This window comes from Streptomyces sp. NPDC101152, assembly GCF_044768275.1.
In the GTDB taxonomy this organism is placed as follows: Bacteria; Actinomycetota; Actinomycetes; order Streptomycetales; family Streptomycetaceae; genus Streptomyces.
Window position 1 is genome coordinate 7799 of the sequence record NZ_JBIWPO010000053.1, and the last position, 18201, is coordinate 25999.

At 70.3% G+C, this 18201-nt stretch carries 21 protein-coding genes; 16 read left to right on the forward strand and 5 right to left on the reverse strand.

Annotated features, from left to right (window positions below; all coding sequences use genetic code 11):
- The first annotated feature begins 155 nt into the window (after window positions 1-155).
- A complete protein-coding gene (locus ACIRVK_RS38250; RefSeq protein ID WP_404255528.1) occupies window positions 156-689 on the forward strand; it encodes a GDSL-type esterase/lipase family protein in 534 nt (177 codons plus the stop codon).
- Between the two features lie 198 nt (window positions 690-887).
- Here the strand turns inward: ACIRVK_RS38250 and ACIRVK_RS38255 are convergent, their stop codons facing one another.
- Together ACIRVK_RS38255 and ACIRVK_RS38260 are read right to left on the reverse strand one after the other, a co-directional pair.
- Window positions 888-1757 (reverse strand): helix-turn-helix transcriptional regulator, encoded by an 870-nt coding sequence (locus ACIRVK_RS38255; protein WP_404255530.1) that lies wholly within the window; start codon window positions 1755-1757, stop codon window positions 888-890.
- A gap of 57 nt (window positions 1758-1814) precedes the next feature.
- Window positions 1815-2684 carry a helix-turn-helix domain-containing protein gene (locus ACIRVK_RS38260; RefSeq protein ID WP_404255532.1) on the reverse strand — a complete coding sequence of 290 codons (870 nt, stop codon included), beginning with the start codon at window positions 2682-2684 and terminating at the stop codon, window positions 1815-1817.
- 226 nt (window positions 2685-2910) lie between these two features.
- Between ACIRVK_RS38260 and ACIRVK_RS38265 the strand changes: the two genes are divergently transcribed.
- The 7 genes from ACIRVK_RS38265 to ACIRVK_RS38295 all read left to right on the forward strand — a co-directional run bounded on the left by ACIRVK_RS38265 (window position 2911) and on the right by ACIRVK_RS38295 (window position 8864).
- A complete protein-coding gene (locus tag ACIRVK_RS38265; RefSeq protein WP_404255534.1) occupies window positions 2911-3243 on the forward strand; it encodes a carboxymuconolactone decarboxylase family protein in 333 nt (110 codons plus the stop codon).
- Window positions 3244-3305: 62 nt separating this feature from the next.
- Window positions 3306-4322, forward strand: coding sequence for a zinc-dependent alcohol dehydrogenase family protein (locus ACIRVK_RS38270; RefSeq protein WP_404255536.1), 1017 nt, complete (start codon window positions 3306-3308; stop codon window positions 4320-4322).
- Window positions 4323-4345: 23 nt separating this feature from the next.
- Entirely contained in the window at window positions 4346-4771 is a 426-nt protein-coding gene (locus tag ACIRVK_RS38275) for a nuclear transport factor 2 family protein (protein ID WP_404255538.1), read from the forward strand.
- 43 nt (window positions 4772-4814) lie between these two features.
- Entirely contained in the window at window positions 4815-5186 is a 372-nt protein-coding gene (locus ACIRVK_RS38280; RefSeq protein WP_360514899.1) for a DUF2255 family protein, read from the forward strand.
- 65 nt (window positions 5187-5251) lie between these two features.
- A complete protein-coding gene (locus ACIRVK_RS38285) occupies window positions 5252-6838 on the forward strand; it encodes a Na+/H+ antiporter (protein WP_404255540.1) in 1587 nt (528 codons plus the stop codon).
- Between the two features lie 56 nt (window positions 6839-6894).
- Window positions 6895-7857 carry an amidohydrolase family protein gene (locus tag ACIRVK_RS38290; protein ID WP_404255542.1) on the forward strand — a complete coding sequence of 321 codons (963 nt, stop codon included), beginning with the start codon at window positions 6895-6897 and terminating at the stop codon, window positions 7855-7857.
- Window positions 7858-7877: 20 nt separating this feature from the next.
- On the forward strand, window positions 7878-8864 hold the full coding sequence (locus tag ACIRVK_RS38295; RefSeq protein ID WP_404255544.1) for an aldo/keto reductase: 987 nt from the start codon (window positions 7878-7880) through the stop codon (window positions 8862-8864).
- 67 nt (window positions 8865-8931) lie between these two features.
- On the opposite strand, the gene ACIRVK_RS38300 is transcribed toward ACIRVK_RS38295, so the two are convergent.
- A complete protein-coding gene (locus ACIRVK_RS38300) occupies window positions 8932-9606 on the reverse strand; it encodes an SDR family NAD(P)-dependent oxidoreductase (RefSeq protein WP_404255546.1) in 675 nt (224 codons plus the stop codon).
- Between the two features lie 196 nt (window positions 9607-9802).
- Between ACIRVK_RS38300 and ACIRVK_RS38305 the strand changes: the two genes are divergently transcribed.
- Both ACIRVK_RS38305 and ACIRVK_RS38310 read left to right on the forward strand, forming a co-directional pair.
- On the forward strand, window positions 9803-10501 hold the full coding sequence (locus ACIRVK_RS38305) for a TetR/AcrR family transcriptional regulator (RefSeq protein ID WP_404255548.1): 699 nt from the start codon (window positions 9803-9805) through the stop codon (window positions 10499-10501).
- A gap of 176 nt (window positions 10502-10677) precedes the next feature.
- Window positions 10678-11268: a TetR/AcrR family transcriptional regulator gene (locus tag ACIRVK_RS38310; RefSeq protein ID WP_404255550.1), complete on the forward strand. Its 591-nt coding sequence runs from the start codon at window positions 10678-10680 to the stop codon at window positions 11266-11268.
- Window positions 11269-11534: 266 nt separating this feature from the next.
- Here the strand turns inward: ACIRVK_RS38310 and ACIRVK_RS38315 are convergent, their stop codons facing one another.
- Entirely contained in the window at window positions 11535-11900 is a 366-nt protein-coding gene (locus tag ACIRVK_RS38315) for a hypothetical protein (RefSeq protein ID WP_404255552.1), read from the reverse strand.
- Window positions 11901-11914: 14 nt separating this feature from the next.
- Here ACIRVK_RS38315 and ACIRVK_RS38320 point away from each other — a divergent pair, with 14 nt between their 5' ends.
- Entirely contained in the window at window positions 11915-12169 is a 255-nt protein-coding gene (locus ACIRVK_RS38320) for a hypothetical protein (protein ID WP_404255554.1), read from the forward strand.
- Window positions 12170-12228: 59 nt separating this feature from the next.
- On the opposite strand, the gene ACIRVK_RS38325 is transcribed toward ACIRVK_RS38320, so the two are convergent.
- Window positions 12229-13113 carry a helix-turn-helix transcriptional regulator gene (locus tag ACIRVK_RS38325; protein WP_404255556.1) on the reverse strand — a complete coding sequence of 295 codons (885 nt, stop codon included), beginning with the start codon at window positions 13111-13113 and terminating at the stop codon, window positions 12229-12231.
- A gap of 211 nt (window positions 13114-13324) precedes the next feature.
- Between ACIRVK_RS38325 and ACIRVK_RS38330 the strand changes: the two genes are divergently transcribed.
- The 5 genes from ACIRVK_RS38330 to ACIRVK_RS38350 all read left to right on the forward strand — a co-directional run bounded on the left by ACIRVK_RS38330 (window position 13325) and on the right by ACIRVK_RS38350 (window position 18041).
- A complete protein-coding gene (locus ACIRVK_RS38330; RefSeq protein WP_404255558.1) occupies window positions 13325-14581 on the forward strand; it encodes an MFS transporter in 1257 nt (418 codons plus the stop codon).
- Window positions 14582-14634: 53 nt separating this feature from the next.
- Window positions 14635-15069: a cupin domain-containing protein gene (locus ACIRVK_RS38335; protein WP_404255560.1), complete on the forward strand. Its 435-nt coding sequence runs from the start codon at window positions 14635-14637 to the stop codon at window positions 15067-15069.
- Window positions 15066-15923: an aldo/keto reductase gene (locus ACIRVK_RS38340; protein WP_404255562.1), complete on the forward strand. Its 858-nt coding sequence runs from the start codon at window positions 15066-15068 to the stop codon at window positions 15921-15923. Before ACIRVK_RS38335 ends, ACIRVK_RS38340 begins: the two co-directional genes overlap by 4 nt.
- 120 nt (window positions 15924-16043) lie before the next feature.
- Window positions 16044-17438: an MFS transporter gene (locus tag ACIRVK_RS38345; RefSeq protein WP_404255564.1), complete on the forward strand. Its 1395-nt coding sequence runs from the start codon at window positions 16044-16046 to the stop codon at window positions 17436-17438.
- Window positions 17439-17873: 435 nt separating this feature from the next.
- On the forward strand, window positions 17874-18041 hold the full coding sequence (locus ACIRVK_RS38350; protein ID WP_404255566.1) for a hypothetical protein: 168 nt from the start codon (window positions 17874-17876) through the stop codon (window positions 18039-18041).
- The last annotated feature ends 160 nt before the right edge of the window (window positions 18042-18201 follow it).

The window sequence follows — 18201 nt, forward strand, 5'->3', positions numbered from 1 at the left end:
CGGAAGACATCCGGCCGCACCCGCGGGCTATGCGGCGAACGCGTTCACACTCGTCAGCTCCGCCGACAGCTCCCACAGGCGTGCTGCCTGCTCCGGGTCGGTCGCCCAGTCCTTGACGCCGCGCCGCGCAGCCGGGCGGCAGTCGCGTGGGCGTCGTGAACGCGTGCATCAGCGGCAACCGGGTCCTCACCGACGCACCGGCCGACCAGCCCGAACTCGGCATCAGCGGACTGGACCGCTTCGCCCACGACGCCCTCGGCAAACCCCGGGTCCGCAGCGTGATCCTGCTCGAAGGCATCAACGACATCGGCAACAACGCCGGCCCCGACGGCAGGCCACTCACCGCCCAAAACCTGATCGACGGCTACCGCACCCTGATCGCCAAGGCGCACGCCGCCCACGTCCGCATCTACGGCGGCACCCTCCTCTCCTACAAGGGCGCCGCCTACACAAACACCAAGGGCGGCCCCTACTACACCGCCGCCGGTGACGCGATCCGCCGGAAGGTCAACCACTGGATCCTCACCAGTCACGCCTTCGACGGCACCGTCGACTTCGCCAAGACCGTCGCCGACCCCTCCGACCCGCTGAAGCTCCGCGCCGCCTACGACAGCGGAGACCACCTGCACCCGAACTCCCTGGGCGACCAGGCGATGGCGAACGCCATAGACCTCGCGCAACTGCACTGACCGCGGGTCCGATGACCGAGTGGGGGCGCGGCGTTGCAGGCGAATGAGACGCGCGGCGCCCTGCGCGACGGGCGCGGTCCCGGGGCAGCTGGACATGCGGTCGTTCCCGACGGAACCGCGGCCCCCCGGGGCATACGCCCTTGCGGGCGGGCCCAAGCAGCACCTGTCCCCGCGGCGAGCCACCTGGGCTCCGAGACCTCAGACTGCCGCATCCTGTGCGGGCTCGTCCCGTTCCGCGGTCCACGATGCCAGGAACAGAAGGCCGTCGTGGGACGGGGCACCGGGAGCGGCGGTCGCGATCAACAGCTTCTGCGTGGGGTCGGCGGCGCAGGTCAGGCTGTCCCAGTCGAGGGTGAGGTCGCCGACGATCGGGTGGCGCACCCTCTTGGTGCCCATCCGCAGGCCAGTCATCTGGCGGCCCGCCCACCACTGCCGGAAGTCGGCGTCGGCGACGGACAACTCGCCGACGAGTGCGATCAGTCCGGGGTCGCCAGGGTATCGGGCTGCCTCCATGCGCAGATGGGCGACGCAGGTGCGGGCGTTGGTCCTCCAGTCGAGGCAGAGCTCTCGGAAGGCGGGGTCGGTGAACATCAGCCGCGCGTAGTTGCGCCTCTTGGCGGGCACGTTGTCGAAGTCGGTGAGCAGAGCGGCCGCCAGAGGATTCCAGCCGAGGATGTCGAGGCGCCGGCCGAGGACGAGTGCAGGGGTCGTGGACAGCTCGTCCAGGATGCGTCTGAGCTGCGAGTGAACCTTCTGCACCGGTCGACGGCGCGGTTCGCGGGCGCCCGCCGCGGCCAGCTCGAACAGGTGGTCCCGCTGGGCGTCGTCGAGGTGCAGGACGCGGGCGAGGGTGGCGAGCACCGTCCTCGGCACGGGGGCGCGCCCCTGTTCCAGCCGCGTGTAGGCGTGGGTGCTGATGCCCGCGAGGTGGGCGACCTCCTCCCGGCGCAGGCCGGGCACCCGCCGGGGCGCCCCGGACTCGGGCAGACCGACGGTCCGCGGGCTGAGTTGGGCCCGGCACACCTTGAGGAATTCTCCCAGTTCAGTCACATGACCTTTGGTGTACATAGCAGCGAGTGTCACAGTGTTCAGCCGAGATGTGAGGGGGAGGTTTCCCTCCCCGGTCTAGACGGCACGGCCGGCCGTGAGCCCGCCGGGCCGACCGGTGGCCTGCGAGGCGAGGGCGCGCAGTCCGTCGTACGACGGCGTGCCCGGCTCCGCCGTCCAGACGACGAGTTTCTGATCGGGATCGCTGCCGCAGACGAGGGTGTCCCGGCCCAGGACGAGTTCGCCGACGAGGGGATGGTTGAGCCTCTTGACGCCCGGCCTGCGCGACGGCTCGCGGCGGCTTCCCCACCACTGACCGAAGTCGCTGTCCTTCACGGAGAGTTCGCCGACCAGGCTCATCAACAGCGGATCCCCCGGGTGCTCGGCGGCCTCACCGCGCAGAAGGGACACGCAGGCACGGGCGACGGCCCGCCAGTCCGCGTAGAGCGTCCGCATGGCAGGATCGGTGAAGAGGATGCGGACGCAGTTCCGCCTGCCTTCCGGGACCTTCGCGAAATCGGTGAACAGGGCGACGGCGAGCGGGTTCCACGCCAGGATGTCCATGCGGCGACCGATCACCACGCCGGGACTCGCGGTGAGATCGTCGAGCAGACGGCGCAACTGCGGGTGGGGTCTCTGCGTGGCCGGCCGGCGGTGTAGTGCTGATGGCCGGCCGGCCAGCTCGAACAGGTCGTCCCGCTGATGGTCGGACAGGTGCAGAATGCGGGCGAGCGTGGCCAGCACGGACGCGGACGGCTGGACGCGGCCCTGCTCCACCCGCGTGTAGTAGTCGGTGCTGATGGAGGCGAGCAGGGCGACCTCCTCCCTGCGCAGGCCGGGCACACGTCGGTTGTGGGTGTCGGGCAGACCGAGAGTGCGCGGGGTCAGCTCGGCCCTGCGCGCCTTGAGGAATTCTCCCAGCTCATTCGGATGCGCGTCGCCGGTCATAGCGCCAGTGTGGCATCGCTCGGGCGCCGGGAGGGGGGTAAGGATTTCTCCCCTGGATAGAGAGTTCCCCGGAGGGAATTCTCCCCTTTGCGGGTCTCCGGGGAAGTGTCAAAGTCGGTGGCATGTCGGGCTGCCGGGATGACGAGCGTCCACTGGAATCCAGACCGGAATTTCACCGGTGCCCCGCACAGTCCCCCCACTCGAATCCACGCAGGAGCACCACCTCATGTCCGAACGGAAGAAGTTCGCCCCGCCGGCCATCCAGGAGTTCGCCCCCAAGCTCGCGGAGGTGACCGACACCGTCCTCTTCGGCGACATCTGGGAGCGGCCGGGCCTGTCCCCGCGCGATCGCAGCCTCGTCACCGTCACCGCTCTGGCCTCCCTGTACCGGGCCGACCAGCTCGGCTTCCACCTCGGCAAGGCCCTGGAGAACGGTGTCACCAAGGACGAACTGATCGAGGTCATCACCCATCTGGCCTTCTACGCCGGATGGCCCAACGCCATGACCGCGATGACGCAGCTCAAGGAGATCGTGGAGAAGGCGGAGCAGTCGGGCTGACGCCTGAGGAGCGCGCCCGCCCCTGACGGCACGACACACGCGAAGAGAGCTGGTAAGGCACCATGCGAGCAACCATCATTCACGCGCCGGGTGACATCCGGGTGGAGAACGCCCCCGAGCCGACGATCACGGCACCGACCGACGCGGTCATCCGCACCGTCGCCACCTGCGTGTGCGGCTCCGACCTGTGGAGCTACCGGGGCGTCCTGCCGGTCGCCGAACCGCAGCCGATCGGCCACGAGTACGTCGGCGTCGTCGAGGAGGTCGGCAGCGAGGTCTCGACCGTCCGGCCGGGACAGTTCGTCATCGGTTCCTTCGTGGCCTCCGACAACGTCTGCCCGATCTGTCAGGCCGGCTACCAGACCTCCTGCCAGCACGCGCAGTGGGTCAACGGCGCCCAGGCCGAGTACGTCCGCATCCCTCTCGCCGACGGCACCCTGGTCGCCACCCCGGAGCAGCCGGACGAGGAGCTGATCCCGAGCCTGCTGACCCTGTCCGATGTCATGGGCACGGGCTGGTACGCGGCCAGGGCCGCCGAGGTCAGGCCCGGTTCGACGGCCGTGGTCGTCGGTGACGGCGCGGTCGGCCTGTCCGGCGTCATCGCCGCGAAGGAACTCGGCGCCGAGCGGATCATCGCCATGAGCCGGCACGATTCCCGGCAGAAGCTGGCCCTGGAGTTCGGCGCCACCGACATCGTCACCGAGCGCGGCGAGGAAGGCGTAGCCCGCGTCAAGGAACTGACGAACGGCATCGGCGCCGACTCGGTCCTCGAGTGCGTCGGCACACAGGAGTCGATGCACCAGGGTCTCCAGTCCGCGCGTCCCGGTGGCAACGTCGGCTTCGTCGGCTTCCCGCACGGTACGCAGATCGACGGCCAGGAGCTCTTCTTCTCCCACGTCGGCCTGCGCGGTGGCCCCGCCCCCGTGCGCGCCTACCTTCCCGACCTGATCGACCGGGTCTTCGACGGCCGTATCAACCCGGGCAAGGTCTTCGACCTCACTCTCTCTCTGGACGAGGCCGCCGAGGGCTACAAAGCCATGGACGAGCGCCGCGCCATCAAGACGCTGCTGCGTCCGTGACCGGCGCAGCAGGACCGACAGCCATGACCAGCCGGGCGATCATCACCGTCGAGGCGTACTTGGATGCCTTCGGCGCGCGCGACATGGAGCGGACCCTCTCCCACTTCGCGGCCGACGCGACCTGGACGATCCCGGGCGATCCGGCTCTGACGCCCTGGGCCGGGACCCGCAGCGGACCAGAAGGGATCCGGCAGTCCCTCAACGCGTTCTTCACGGCCGTCGAGCCGCTCGCATTCGAACTGGGGACCCTGACGGAGGCCGACGCACGAGTCCTGGTGCCTGGCCGGTACTCCTCCCGGTTCCATCCCTCCGGGCAGGTGCTCGAAAGCGAGATGATCATGCGTTTCACCGTCACGGACGGCCTGATCACCGACTACCGCGTCTTCGAGGACTCACTCGGCATCACTCGCGCCCACCTCGGTGAGCCCCGCACCGCCGCTCCCGCCTGACGACGGCGTCTTCCCCACCGGATCACGAGGACAGGAACACCCGATGACGACCTGGACAGGCGACGAACTCGACCGCATCGCCGGGGCCGACGAACTGGAGATGGCCCCGGTCCGACGTGACGGCACGCTGCGCGCGCCGGTGCCGATCTGGGTCGTCCGCGACGGCGACGACCTGTACGTCCGTTCCTTCCGCGGTGAGCGGGGCGGCTGGTGGCGCACCGCTGTCGCGACCCACGCGGGCCACGTCCGCTCGGGCGGGGTCGACAAGGACGTCACGCTCGCCGAGGTGCCGGACCCCGAGACCAACGACCGCCTCGACACGGCGTACCGGAGCAAGTACGGCCGTTTCGGCGGCGCGTATGTCGATCCCATGGTGGCCGCGCGTGCCACGACGCTGCGGCTGCTGCCCAGATGACCAGGAAGATCCCCGCCCGACCCGCTGAGCCGTCACCGCCGGCCGGCCCCGCACCGGAGTAAGTCATGCTCGGTCTCGAACTCGTCGTCGTCCTGGGTGCGGCGGTGCTGGCGGGGAACTTCCTGGGACAGCGCTTCCGCGTCGCCCCGCCCGTCGTGCTCTTGGTCCTGGGTGCCCTCATCGGCCTCGTCCCGGCCGTCCGCCAGACCCAACTCCCTCCCGACGTCGTGCTGTTGCTCTTCCTTCCGGTACTGCTGTACTGGGAGAGCCTGACCACATCGATGCGGGAGATCCGGACGAACCTGCGCGGCATCGTCCTGCTCAGCACGGTGCTGGTGATCCTCACCGCGGGGGCGGTGGCGGTCGCCGGGCACGCGCTCGGGCTGCCGTGGGGACCGGCCTGGGCCCTGGGCGCGGCCGTGGCACCGACCGACGCCACGGCCGTGAGCGCCCTGGCCGGTTCCCTGCCGCGCCGTCAGATCACCGTCCTGCGTGCGGAAAGCCTCGTCAACGACGGCACCGCGCTGGTGATTTACGGCCTGGCGGTCGGCATCACCGTGGGCGAGGAACACCTCACCCTTCCGCATGTGGGCGCGCTGTTCCTGTTGGCGTACGGCGGCGGGGCCGCGGTCGGTGTCGCGGTCGCCTGGGTCAACATGAACCTGCGGCGTCGGCTGGACGATCCCCTGCTCGGCAACCTCGTCATGATTCTCGCCCCGTTCACGGCGTATCTGCTGGCCGAGTTGATCCACGCCTCGGGCGTCCTCGCGATCGTGGTCAGCGGCCTGATCATGGCCCAGGTGGCGCCCAGCCTCATCCGGGCCGAGCACCGCCGCCAGGCACTGGCATTCTGGCCGCTGGCCACGTTCATCATCAACGGCGCGCTGTTCGTCCTGGTGGGAGTGGAACTGCAGTACGCGCTGTACCACTTGAGCCGGTCCGACCTCGCGGACGCCCTCATCGCGATCGGGGCCGTCAGCGCGGTCCTCGTCGCGGTCCGGTTCGCCTTCCTGTTCTCCTCCGCCTACCTGATCCGCACGATCGACCGCCGTCCCGAACAGCGGCTGCGGAGAATGAGCGACCGGGCCCGTGTCGTCAGCGGGCTGGCGGGGTTCCGTGGCGCGGTGTCCCTGGCCGTGGCCCTGTCGGTGCCCGAGACCCTCGACTCCGGAGCGCCCTTCCCGGACCGCGCCTTCATCGTCTTCGTCACCTCCGGCGTCATCGTGGTGACCCTCGTCGTGCAGGGGCTGCTGCTGCCCGGCGTGGTGCGCTGGGCCAAGCTGCCCCGCGACACCTCCGTCGACGACGAGCAGATCCTCGCCGAGACCACAGCCGCCGAGGAAGCCATCAAGGCGCTCCCCCGGCTCTCGGCCGAACTGGGCACCACCCCCAAGGTCGCGGAGTGGCTGCGCCAGGAGTACGAGGCCAACCTGGCGACCGTACGGGCACGGGGCGCGGGCACCGACGACGATCCCGCACTGCTCCACAACCGCCACTACACCGACCTCCGCCTCGCCCTCATCGCCACCAAACGCGCGACCGTGGTCCGCCTGAGGGACGAGGCGCAAATCGACGACACCGTGCTCCGCCGACTCCAGGCAGCCCTGGACAACGAAGAGGTCCGGCTGGCCGGAGGCGAGCAGGTGGAGTAGGCGCAGCAGCCCCCCGGCCGCCACGTCCCAAGCCCCCGAGAAGGAAGCGCGTCACCATGACCACCGGCCTCATCGACGTCCACGCCCACCACCTGCCCGACTTCTATGTCGAGCAGGCGACCGCGGCCGGCCACGCCCACCCCGACGGCATGGGCGGCTGGCCGTCGTGGTCCGTACCCGACCACCTGAAGCTGATGGACCGCAACGGCATCGAGACCGCGATGCTCTCCCTGTCCTCGCCCGGCGTGCACTTCGGCGACGACAAGGCGGCCCGCCTCCTGGCCCGGCGCGTCAACGAGTACACCGCCGAACTGGCACGCGACCACCGCGGCCGCTTCGGCACCTTCGTGTCGCTGCCGCTGCCGGACGTGGACGGCGCGTTGGAGGAGATCGCCTTCGCCTACGACCAACTGGCCGCGGACGGTGTGGCGTTGCTGACCCACACCCACGGCATGTACCTGGGCGACGCACGCCTCGAACCGGTCTTCGCGGAGCTGAACCGCCGGAAGGCCGTGGTCTTCCTGCACCCCACCTCCCCGGTGTGCTGGGAGCAGTCCGCCCTCGGCAGACCGCGCCCGATGGTCGAGTACATCTTCGACACCGCCCGCACCGTCACGGACCTGGTGATGGCGGGCGTCCTGACCCGCCACCCCAACCTGCGGGTGATCGTCCCGCACTGCGGTGGCGCGATCCCCGTCCTGGCCGACCGCATCGACGAGTTCATGCACCTCTTCGTACCGTCACAAGATGCGCCCCCGCGCGACGCCGTGCAGCAACTGCGCTCCCTGTACTACGACATGGCGGGTACGGCCTTCCCGCGCCAGGTTCCCGCACTGCTGAACCTCGTCGACCCCGACCGCGTGCTGTACGGCAGTGACTACTGCTGGACGCCCGCGCCGCTTGCCGACGCCCACATCGCGGCGATCGACACGGCCGCCCCACCGGCCGAAGGCACCACGTGGCGCTCACTCACCACGGCCAACGCCCTGCGCCTGTTCCCGCAGGTCCCGCCACGGTGACACACCCCCAAGGAGGAAGCATGCACACGCGCACTCTCGGACGCGACCTACAGGTCTCCGCCATCGGCCTCGGCGCCATGGGCATGTCCCAGAGTTACGGCCCCAACCCCGGCGACCGCAGCGACATGATCGGCGTCCTGCGGGGCGCCGTGGATCTGGGCGTCACGTTCTTCGACACAGCGGAGGTGTACGGCCCCTACGTCAACGAAGAACTCGTCGGAGAGGCCCTGGCCCCGGTCCGCGACCAGGTGGTCATCGCCACCAAGTTCGGCTTCCGCATCGAGAACGGGGCGTCCATCGGGCTGAACAGCCGCCCCGAGCAGATCCGTTCCGTCGCGAACGCCTCGCTCAAACGGCTCGGGGTCGAGCGGCTCGACCTGTTCTACCAGCACCGCGTCGACCCGAACGTGCCCATCGAGGACGTCGCCGGCACGGTGGGCGAGCTCGTGCAGGAGGGCAAGGTCCGCTGCTTCGGACTCTCTGAGGCCGGCGCTCAGACCATCCGGCGCGCCCACGCCGTCCACCCCGTGACGGCGGTGCAGAGCGAGTACTCGCTGTGGACCCGGGACCCCGAGCCGGAGGTCCTGCCGACGTGCACGGCGCTCGGCATCGGACTCGTACCTTTCAGCCCCCTCGGCAAGGGGTTCCTGACCGGGGCGGTGGACGCCTCGACGCCGTTCGCCGCCAATGACGTACGCACCACCATTCCCCGGTTCACGGCCGAGAACCGGGCGGCGAACCAGGCACTCGTCGAACACATCGGGGCCCTCGCGACGACCAAGGGCGCCACACCGGGGCAGGTGGCCCTCGCCTGGCTGCTCGCCCAGCATCCGTCGATCGTCCCGATCCCCGGAACCCGCCGCACCACGCGCATCGAGGAGAACGCCGGCGCCACACGCCTCCCGCTCTCCGCGGACGAACTGTCGGATCTCAACGAGCTCGCAGGACGGATCGGGGTCAAGGGAGACCGCTACAACGAGCACCACATGTCGCTGGTGGATAAGTAGCCAACCCGTGTTCACCTGCCCGGTGAGGGTTGGCTGAGCCGCGCCAGGGGGGCGAGAGCCGGGCGGGTCAGAGGCTGAAGACGAGTTCGGCCTGGTCGCGCTTGGTGGTGTGCAGGTCCCAGTAGACGGGGGAGATCTGCTCGGGCTGGGCTGTCGGGAATCCGGGGAACGCCGGCACACCGATGGACACGTCGATGGCGACGTGGGCGGCCTGGACGCCGGTGCCTTCCAGCTCCTTGTGGAGGTTGATGACCCAGTTGCGCAGGGCCGCGGCGGCGGCGTTGACGTTGGCGATCTGCGGCACGGGGTCGATGGATCCGGCACCGGTGGTGTAGAGCAGGGTGCCCGCTTCGGCTTCGCGCATGGCGGGCAGCACCGCACGGGTGGCGGCGATCGCTCCGTAGAGCTGAAACTCCATCTCGTGCTGCACGTCGGCCGGCTCGGTCACGACCGGGTCGGTCATGACGGTCTGGAGGCCCCCGACCGGGGAGTACTCGAGGACGTCGATGCCGCCGAACTGTGTGGCGGCATCCTTGAGTGCCTGGGTGAGGGCGTCGCGGTCGAGTACGTCCGCGGGGAACGCGGCGGCGGTGATGCCGTCCGCCGTGAGCTGCTCGACGAGGCCCTCGAGCTTGGCGCGGTTCCGGGACACCAGGGCGACGTCGAAACCCTTCGAGCCGAAGGTGCGGGCGATGGCCAGGCCCAGCTGAGGGCCGGCTCCGACGATGGCGATGCTGGTCACAGCGATCCTTCCGTCATGCATGGGTGGGGATGTGAAGGGGAGCTCCGCGCCGCCGGTGTCCACACAGGAGCACGAGATCCCTCGCAAAAAATGGATAGGCCAATCCATTTAACAAACGGATAGGTCTCTCCGATTTCTTGCGAGGCCACCGTAACACAGAATCGGATAGGGGGCTCCAGTTGCTAGGGTGGTGGGTATGAGCCCTCGCGTCCCCCACCCTGATCCGCCCGTTGACAGGCCGTTGCGCAGCGATGCCGCGCGCAACCGTGAGCGGATCATCGCCGCCGCGCGCAGGGTCTACGCGCGTGACGGCCTGGATGCCTCCATGGCCTCCGTGGCCCGTGAGGCGGGCGTGGGGATCGCCACGCTGCTGCGCCACTTCCCCGCCAAGGCGGACCTGGTCGCGGCCGTGTTCGCTGACCGTATGGACGCCTACTTCGAGGCGGTCGCCACGGCACTGGACAACCCCGACCCGTGGGAGGCCTTCACCGGCTACATCGAGGCCGCCTGCGCGATGCAGGCCGCCGACTACGGCTTCGCCGACGTCCTGACCACGACCTTCCCCACCGCCAAAGCCCTCGAGCAGCGCCGCAACGAGGCGTACGTGGCCATGGTGGAGCTCATCAACCGTGCCAAGGCCACGGGCCGGCTACGCGAGGACTTCGACCCCTCGGACCTGGTCCTGATCCACATGGCCAACGCAGGAGTCGTCAACGCCACCGGCCACGCCGCCCCCGAGTCATGGCGACGCATCGTCGCCATGCTCATCCAGTCCTGCGAGGCACCAGCCCGCGGCCCCCTGCCCCCCTCACCCGACCACGAAGCCCTCTATAGGGCCATGCTCCGCTCCAGCCCGGCCGACCATGCGACACCGGCACCGGACGAAAACGCCTGACGAGGTGCTGAACTGCCGCGTGGCATCGTCGCCCGAGTGTGGGGCTGGAAGATCCACTATCTGCGCGGGGTGATACGGCCGGGGCTGACCGCGAGACGCATTAAAATGCGGTCGTAAGTCAATGGAGTGAGAGCCGACGGGCCAGTGACTCTCCTGGTGAGCGAGCGGGGAAACGTATGGTGCGCTACGCGAAAGACCACAAGCAGGCGACGAAGCAGCGGATCATCGAGACCGCCGGCCGCCGGTTCAAGCGGGACGGCATCGACGGCTCCGGCATCTCCACACTCATGGCCGATGCGGGCCTGACCAACGGCGCTTTCTACGCACACTTCGCGTCCAAGGACGACCTTGTCGCCACCACGATTGCCGACCAGCTGCGCACCCAGCACAAGAACATCTGCGAGCAGGCGGCACCCGGCCGCGCGGGCCTGGAGCAGATCGTGCGCGAATACCTTTCGCCCTGGCACCGCGACGCCCCCGACGACGGTTGCCCCTCCGCTGCCCTCCTCGACGAGATCGGGCGCACCACGGGCACCACCAAGCAGGCATACACCGACGGCATACTGCTCCTCGCGGACGAGATCGCCACCCGCCTGGCGCCCCGCGACCCGCCCTCGGCGCGCGCGAAAGCACTCGGCATCATCGCCCAGCTCGCTGGAACACTTCAGCTTTCCCGCGCCCTCGCCGACCGGCAACTCTCCGACCAGCTCCTCGAACAAGGGATCCAGGACGCCCTCACCCTGATCGGCACCGAGCGCAACGGCTGACGCACCAAGAACAACCGGTCGGCCTCCTTACCGGCGCCGTCGGCGCTGATGTTCAGCCCGCCTGAGCGCCCCCACCCCCATTCGATCAAGGGATACACGCCCTGACGCAGGGGGTTCTTGCTCGCGGCCCCGTCCCGGAGGCTGCGGCCGACCTCGTCGGCGTTGAACCCCATCACCTGCCTGAACGGCCGGTCGCCAATCTCCTCGGCAATGAGCGCATCACCCACCTCGCCCTTGGCGTGCAGGCTGCAGAGCCGGATGCCGCCCTAGGGAACGGTGCCGTTGCTCTCGTACTCGTCCTCCAGCGCCCAAGGGCCACGTGTGACGATCCGCTCGGGCTGGCGGGAGTCGTCCATGACCGCGATCTCCAACGAGCGGCTGGCCCGGGAAACTTGAACGAGCCGAACCTGGTGCTCGCGCAGAAGCGGCAGCACGTACTGAGCGGCGTGGGCACGGGTGGCCGGCCACTCGCTCCCGGTGAGCTCGTGCAACACCATGGTGCGGGCCAGATCGACTCCGTGGGCAGCCGGGTCCTCCAGCATCTTCACCAAGTACGCGGTGCTGTCGACGCCCAGGCCCCAGTTGATGACCAGCTCGACATCCTCACCGCCGGTGCGGGATACGGCGCTCATGCGGCCGCACCCCCTTGGTCGGCCTTCGGGTACGGGTAGGAGGTGGCGAACGGCCCGCCTCCGCGCGGGCCCGCGCGGCCAAGCAGCAGGACCTGGCCCGCCTTCGCGGCGAACGCGACGACCTGCGCGGGCAGGCGCAGCTCCTGGCCTGGATCGTCCACGTCCTGGAGATCGAGAACAGCAAGCTCAAGGAGACCAACGCCGCCCTGGAGCGGCATGTGGCCGCCCAGTTCCTCGTTCCCGACCTCGCCCGCCGGCGGCGGCCCTGACCCGGCGTCAACACCGAGCGGCGGCACCCGCCCGGGTGCCGCCGCACCAGGTGACGGTCTCAGTCGGCGCCCTGCTCCGCGGGCGAGCCGACGTTCTGAGTGGCGGCCCAGGAGGCGAGCAGGCGCAGGCCCTCCTCGTCGACCGAGCCGGGTTCGGCGGTGTAGATGGTGAGGGTGAGACCCGGCGCGGCGGCCATCTCCAGGCCCTCGTAGGCGAGGGTGAGGTCACCGACTGTGTGATGGTGGAAGCGTTTGGTGCCGGTGCCGTGGTGGCGGACGTTGTGGGCGCTCCAGCGGGTGCGGAACTCGTCGCTGCGGGTGGACAGCTCGCCGACGAGGTCGTGGAGGCCCTTGTCGTGGGGGTTGCGGCCGGCTTCAGTGCGCAGGATGGACACGGCGACATCGGCGGCCTGGTCCCAGTCGGGGTAGAAGCGGCGGGAAGCAGGGTCGAGGAACTGGAAGCGGGCCAGGTTCGCCTGATTGCCGGGCGTGGCATAGACGTCGTCATAGAAGGCGCGGGCGAGCTGGTTGGCGGCGAGCAGGTCCATGCGGCCGTTGCGGACGAAGGCCGGGCCGGCGGTGACGGCGTCCAGGACCCACTGCAGGCTGCGGTGGGCCTTCCACTGCGCGGCGCGGCGCCGGTGGCGGGTGAGGGCGGCAGAGCCGTCGGCGGCCTGCGCCAGGTTCAGCAGGTGGGCGCGTTCGGCGTCGTCGAGCCGGAGGGCGCGCGCGACAGCTTCGAGGACGGCCGGTGAGGCGCCGGCGAGGTTGCCGCGTTCCAGCTTGGCGTAGTACTCCACGCTGACATCGGCGAGCGCGGCGACCTCGCTGCGACGCAGGCCCGGTACCCGCCGGCGGCTCCCGGAGGGCAGGCCCGCCTGCTCGGGGCTGATCTTGGCTCGCCGCGAGGTCAGGAACTCGCGGACCTCTGCTTGGTTGTCCACGCCTTCGACGGTACGTCCCGCCCGCGTCCATAGGGATGTACTGGCAGTACACCCCTTGATGGTGTCTCGCTCCCCGCGCGAAGAGCGGGTTACCTGGGTGACGTGGTGCTTTTCGCCCGGTCATCACGACGGGATCTTGCGCCTGACCACCATCGAACCCGCCTCCTGACCCGGGCGCCCCGGGACCCCGACAGAAAGAGAAGGACCTTTTATGGCCTCCGCCGCCGGCACCCGCGAGGGCAAGCTGCCGTTCGTCGTCTGGGTGCTCGCCGCCGGCACGTTCCTTATGGGCACCACCGAGTTCGTCATCGCCGGGCTCCTCCCGCAGATCGCCGACGACCTCCACACCAGCGTCTCCCACGCCGGACTGCTGATCACCGCGTTCGCCGTCGGGATGATCGTCGGCGGGCCCACAATGGCCATGGCCACCCTGCGCCTACCCCGCCGCCTGACCCTCGTCGCCGCCCTGACGGTCTTCGCCTTCGGGCATGTCCTCGCCGTGCTCAGCTCCTCCTTCACCGTCATCCTGGCCGCCCGGGTGATCACCGCGCTGGCCACCGGCGCGTTCTGGGCCGTCGGCTTCGTCATCGTCACCGCCGCCGCCGGACCCGCCCGCGCCACCCGCGCCGTGGGCGTCATGATGGGCGGCCTGACCCTGGCCAACGTCGTCGGCGTGCCGGTCGGCTCCTTCGTCGGCCAGTACACCGGCTGGCGCGGACCCTTCTGGGCCCTCGCCGTCCTCGCCGCCCTGGCGGCCGTGTTCGTCGGCCGGTTCATCCCGCGCACGCAGCAGCAGGCCGCGGTGTCGGTGCGGGCCGAGGTCCGGGCCCTGCGCCAGGGCCGGCTCTGGCTGGCGCTGGCCGCCGCCGTGCTGATCATGGGCGGGGTCCTGGCCACCTACACCTACCTCACGCCGCTGCTGACCGACCGCGCCGGCATCCCGGCCGCAGCCGTGCCGCTGGTCCTGATCGTCTTCGGGCTCGGCGCGCTGGGCGGCACAGCGATCGGCGGCCGGCTCGGCGACCGCCGCCCGATGGCCACCACCCTCACCGCCGCCGCCGTGACCGCCCTGGCCCTGCTTGCGCTGATCCCGCTGTCCACCGGGCCCGTGGCCACCGTCGCCCTGGTCTTCCTCATGGCCCTGGCCGGGTTCACCGTCAACCCCGTGGTCACCACCCTCGCCGTCCGCTTCGCCGGCCACGCCCCCACCCTGACCTCGGCGCTGACCACGTCCGCCTACAACACCGGCATCGCCGCCGGCTCCGCGCTCGCCGGAACCGCGCTGAACAGCTCCCTGGGCCTGACCGGCCCGGCCCTGGTCGGCACGGTCTGCGCCACCCTCACCCTCCTGCCGCTCACCGCGCTGGCCCTCACCGGCGCCCGGCGCAGTCCCCGGATCGTCGCCCAGCGCACCGCTCCCGCCCACGCACCGGGCGAAGAGCAGGTCTCGGCGTCTACCAGCCGCTGACACCTGTCGGCAACCAGCCCACCCCCACCTCCCGAGAAGAAGCAGATCGACAGATGACTGACAACGGATTCGACCAGATCTTCCCCCTCGGGGAGAAGAACGACGCCTTCGCGCCGTACTTCATCGGCCAGAGCTACCTGGCCCCGCTCGCTTCGGGGATTGTGCCCGTCAGCAACGTCTCCTTCGAGCCGGGCTGCCGCAACAACTGGCACATCCACCACGGCACGGGCGGCGGCGGTGACCAGATCCTGCTGTGCACGGCGGGCAGCGGCTGGTACCAGACCGAGGGCGAAGAGCCCGTCAGCATGGAGCCGGGAACGGTCATCCGCGTCCCGGCGGGCACGAAGCACTGGCACGGCGCGAAGGCCGACTCGTGGTTCTCCCACGTCGCCTTCATCACGCCGGGCGAGAACGTCAGCAACGAATGGCTCGAGCCCGTCACCGACGAGGTGTACGGCAAGCTGCCGAAGAACGGAGCGAACGCATGACCCTCCTGGACGAGACCTACACACTGTCCAACGGAGTCGAGATCCCCAAGCTGGGGCTCGGCACCTGGTTCATCGACGACGACAAGGCGGCCGACGCGGTCCGCGCAGCCGTGGAGATCGGCTACCGCAACATCGACACCGCCCAGGCGTACGGCAACGAGCGCGGCGTCGGCGACGGCGTGCGCACCGCCGCCGTACCCCGGGACGAGCTGTTCGTCTCGACCAAACTCGCCGCCGAGATCAAGGACTACGACCAGGCGCTCACCGCGATCGACGGCTCCCTGGCCGCACTGGGCCTGGACCGCGTCGACCTGATGCTGGTCCACAGCCCGCAGCCGTGGGACGACTTCCGCGGCGGCGACTACGCCCAGGGCAACCGCGAGGCGTGGCGTGCCCTGGAGGACGCCCACCGCGCCGGCAAGATCCGGTCCATCGGCGTCTCCAACTTCCAGCAGCACGACCTGGAGAACATCCTGCGCGGCGCGAGCGTCGCCCCGCACGTGAACCAGCTGCTCGTGCACGCCGGCAACACCCCCTCCGACCTGCTGGCCTACTGCGAGAGCAAGCAGATCCTGGTCGAGGCGTACTCGCCGATCGCCCACGGCGCGATCCTGAAGAACGCCGAAGTCCAGGCGATGGCACAGAAGTACGGCGTGTCCGTCCCCCAGCTGTGCATCCGCTACACCCTGCAACTGGGCACGGTGTCGCTGCCCAAGACGGCGAACCCCGAGCACATGCGCTCCAACGCCGAAGTCGACTTCGAGATCTCCAGCGACGACATGGACGTCCTGCGGGACCTGCGCGACGTGGACTACGGCGAGCACAGCGCCTTCCCCGTCTACAGCGGAAAGTGACGCCAGACCGGCGCCACCTCACGCCGGCCCGGCCCGGCCGCGAGCACCGGGCCAGATCGCGCGCCGCGCCGTCAAGACGCTGCTGAACCCTGCCCCATCCCGATACGAGGACCCGCCGCCATGCACCGCACCGCGCTCACCCGCCCGCACGCCGCCACTGCCGCGCCGGCCCGGCCAAGCGGCGCCGCCCGGGCGGCGCTGGCGGCCGCGGTGCTCGGCTTCTTCGTCATCACCTTCGACGCCGTCGTCGTCAACGTCGCCCTGCCCTCCATCCGGCACGAAGTCGGCGGCGGCATCACCGGCCTGCAGTGGGTGGTGGACGGCTACACCCTGATGTTCGCCGCGCTGCTGCTGTCCGCCGGCTCCCTGGCCGACCGCATCGGCGCCCGCCGCGCACTGGCCGCGGGCCTGGCGGTGTTCGCCGCCGCATCGGCCGCCTGCGGCCTCGCCCCCGCCATCGGGGCGCTGGTCGCCGCCCGCTTCGTCCAAGGGGCGGCGGCCGCGGTGATGATGCCAGCCTCCATGGCACTGATCGGCCACGCCTACCCCGATGCGCGGAGCCGAGCGCGGGCGGTGGCGATCTGGGCGATGGGCGGGGCGGTGGCGTCCTCCTCCGGCCCCGTACTCGGCGGACTGCTCACACAGCTGTCCTGGCGGTGGATCTTCTTCATCAACCTGCCCGTCGCCGTGGCCGCCCTACTCCTGCTCGCCCGAACCCCCCGCTCGCCCCACCGGCGCGTCCCCCTCGACTGGGCCGGGCAGGCCACCGCAGTGATCGCGATGGGCGCCCTGACCTACGGGGCGATCGAGGCCGGCAGCGCCGGCTTCACCGCACCGCGAGTGATCACAGCGTTCGCGCTCGCCGCCGCCGCACTCGCCGCGTTCCTCGCCACCCAGGCCCGCGGCCGCCACCCGATGATGCCGCTAGAGCTGTTCCGCTCCCGCACGGTGAGCGTCGCCGTCGTCATCGGGTTCGCGTTCATCGTCGGGTACTACGGTCTGCCGTTCGTCATCAGCCTCTACCTCCAGCAGGTCAGGGGCCTGTCCGCGCTGGCCACCGGCGCGGCGTTCCTGCCCATGATGCTGATCGGCGCCGCCCTGACCCCCTTCAGCGCACGCCTCGCCGAACGGGCCGGCACCCGCACCCTCGCCATCGGCGGCCTGGCCCTGATGGCCACCGGACTCGTCCTGCTCGCCGTACTGCCCGCCTCCACACCCGTGTGGGAGATCGCCGCACTCATGGTCCTTGTCGGCCTCGCCGGCCCCTTGGTCATGCCGCCGGTCACCGCCGTCCTGCTCAACGCCGTCCCCGCCCACCAGGCTGGCGTCGCCAGCGGCGTGTTCAACACCAGCCGCCAGGTCGGCGGCGCACTCGCCGTCGCGGTCTTCGGCGCCCTGCTCGCCCAACCCGCTGGCTTCCTGACCGGCATGCGCACCAGCCTGCTCATCGCCGCCGCCGTCGCCCTCGCGGCCGCCGCGGTCAGCTTCCGCCTGGCACCGGCAAGGCACCACTGACCCGCCCCCACCGGCCAACCACCACTCCATCGCCACCCGCGAGCAGCAGCGCAAAGGCCTAGGGACGCCTGGTGGACCACGAGTCACTACATCCCCCGCAGCGCATATCGTCCCCGCGGCCAAGGTCGAGGTCCTTGAGGTGCTGGAAGAACGGCCGTTGCCGGAGGCCGGAATGTAGGGCGGTCCTCTTGGTCCGCACTGCGGGACGCTTGCGACGAATCACACCGGTTCCTGGCACCATGCCCGCTATGCAACAGCTGCCCATCCCCTGCCCGGGCCATCTGATCCCGGATGCCACCCACCGCTTCGATGCTGCCTATCGGGCGGCGAAGGCGCAGGGTGCCGTGTTCGTGGGCATTGAGCGCGAGGGTGAGCGGTGGACGGTGAAGGCGGATGCGCTGACCGCCGGCCCGGGGCCATGTCGTCGACGACGCGGTGAACGTTGCCCTGCGGGCCGCCGTCGTCCGCCTGGTCAGGGCGCGGGAGGCCGGCTCGGACGCCTTTGCGGGCCCGGTGTACTTCATGCTGCACGGGGTGCCGGGCGAGGGACGGGCTCGCGAGCTCGCCGCTCACAACGAACGACCGCAAATGACCGAGTTCTGAACGGAGTTGGGCTCACGATGCGTTCGATCAGCGGTCACTGTGACCGGTCCGCGAACGCTTCCTTCCTCCGCCTCCAGGCCCTCACGACGCATCGCCGTGAGCAGTAGCGGGCGTCCGAGCAGCGATCCACGCCGGGGACCCACCGGGCCCCGCACTCCGG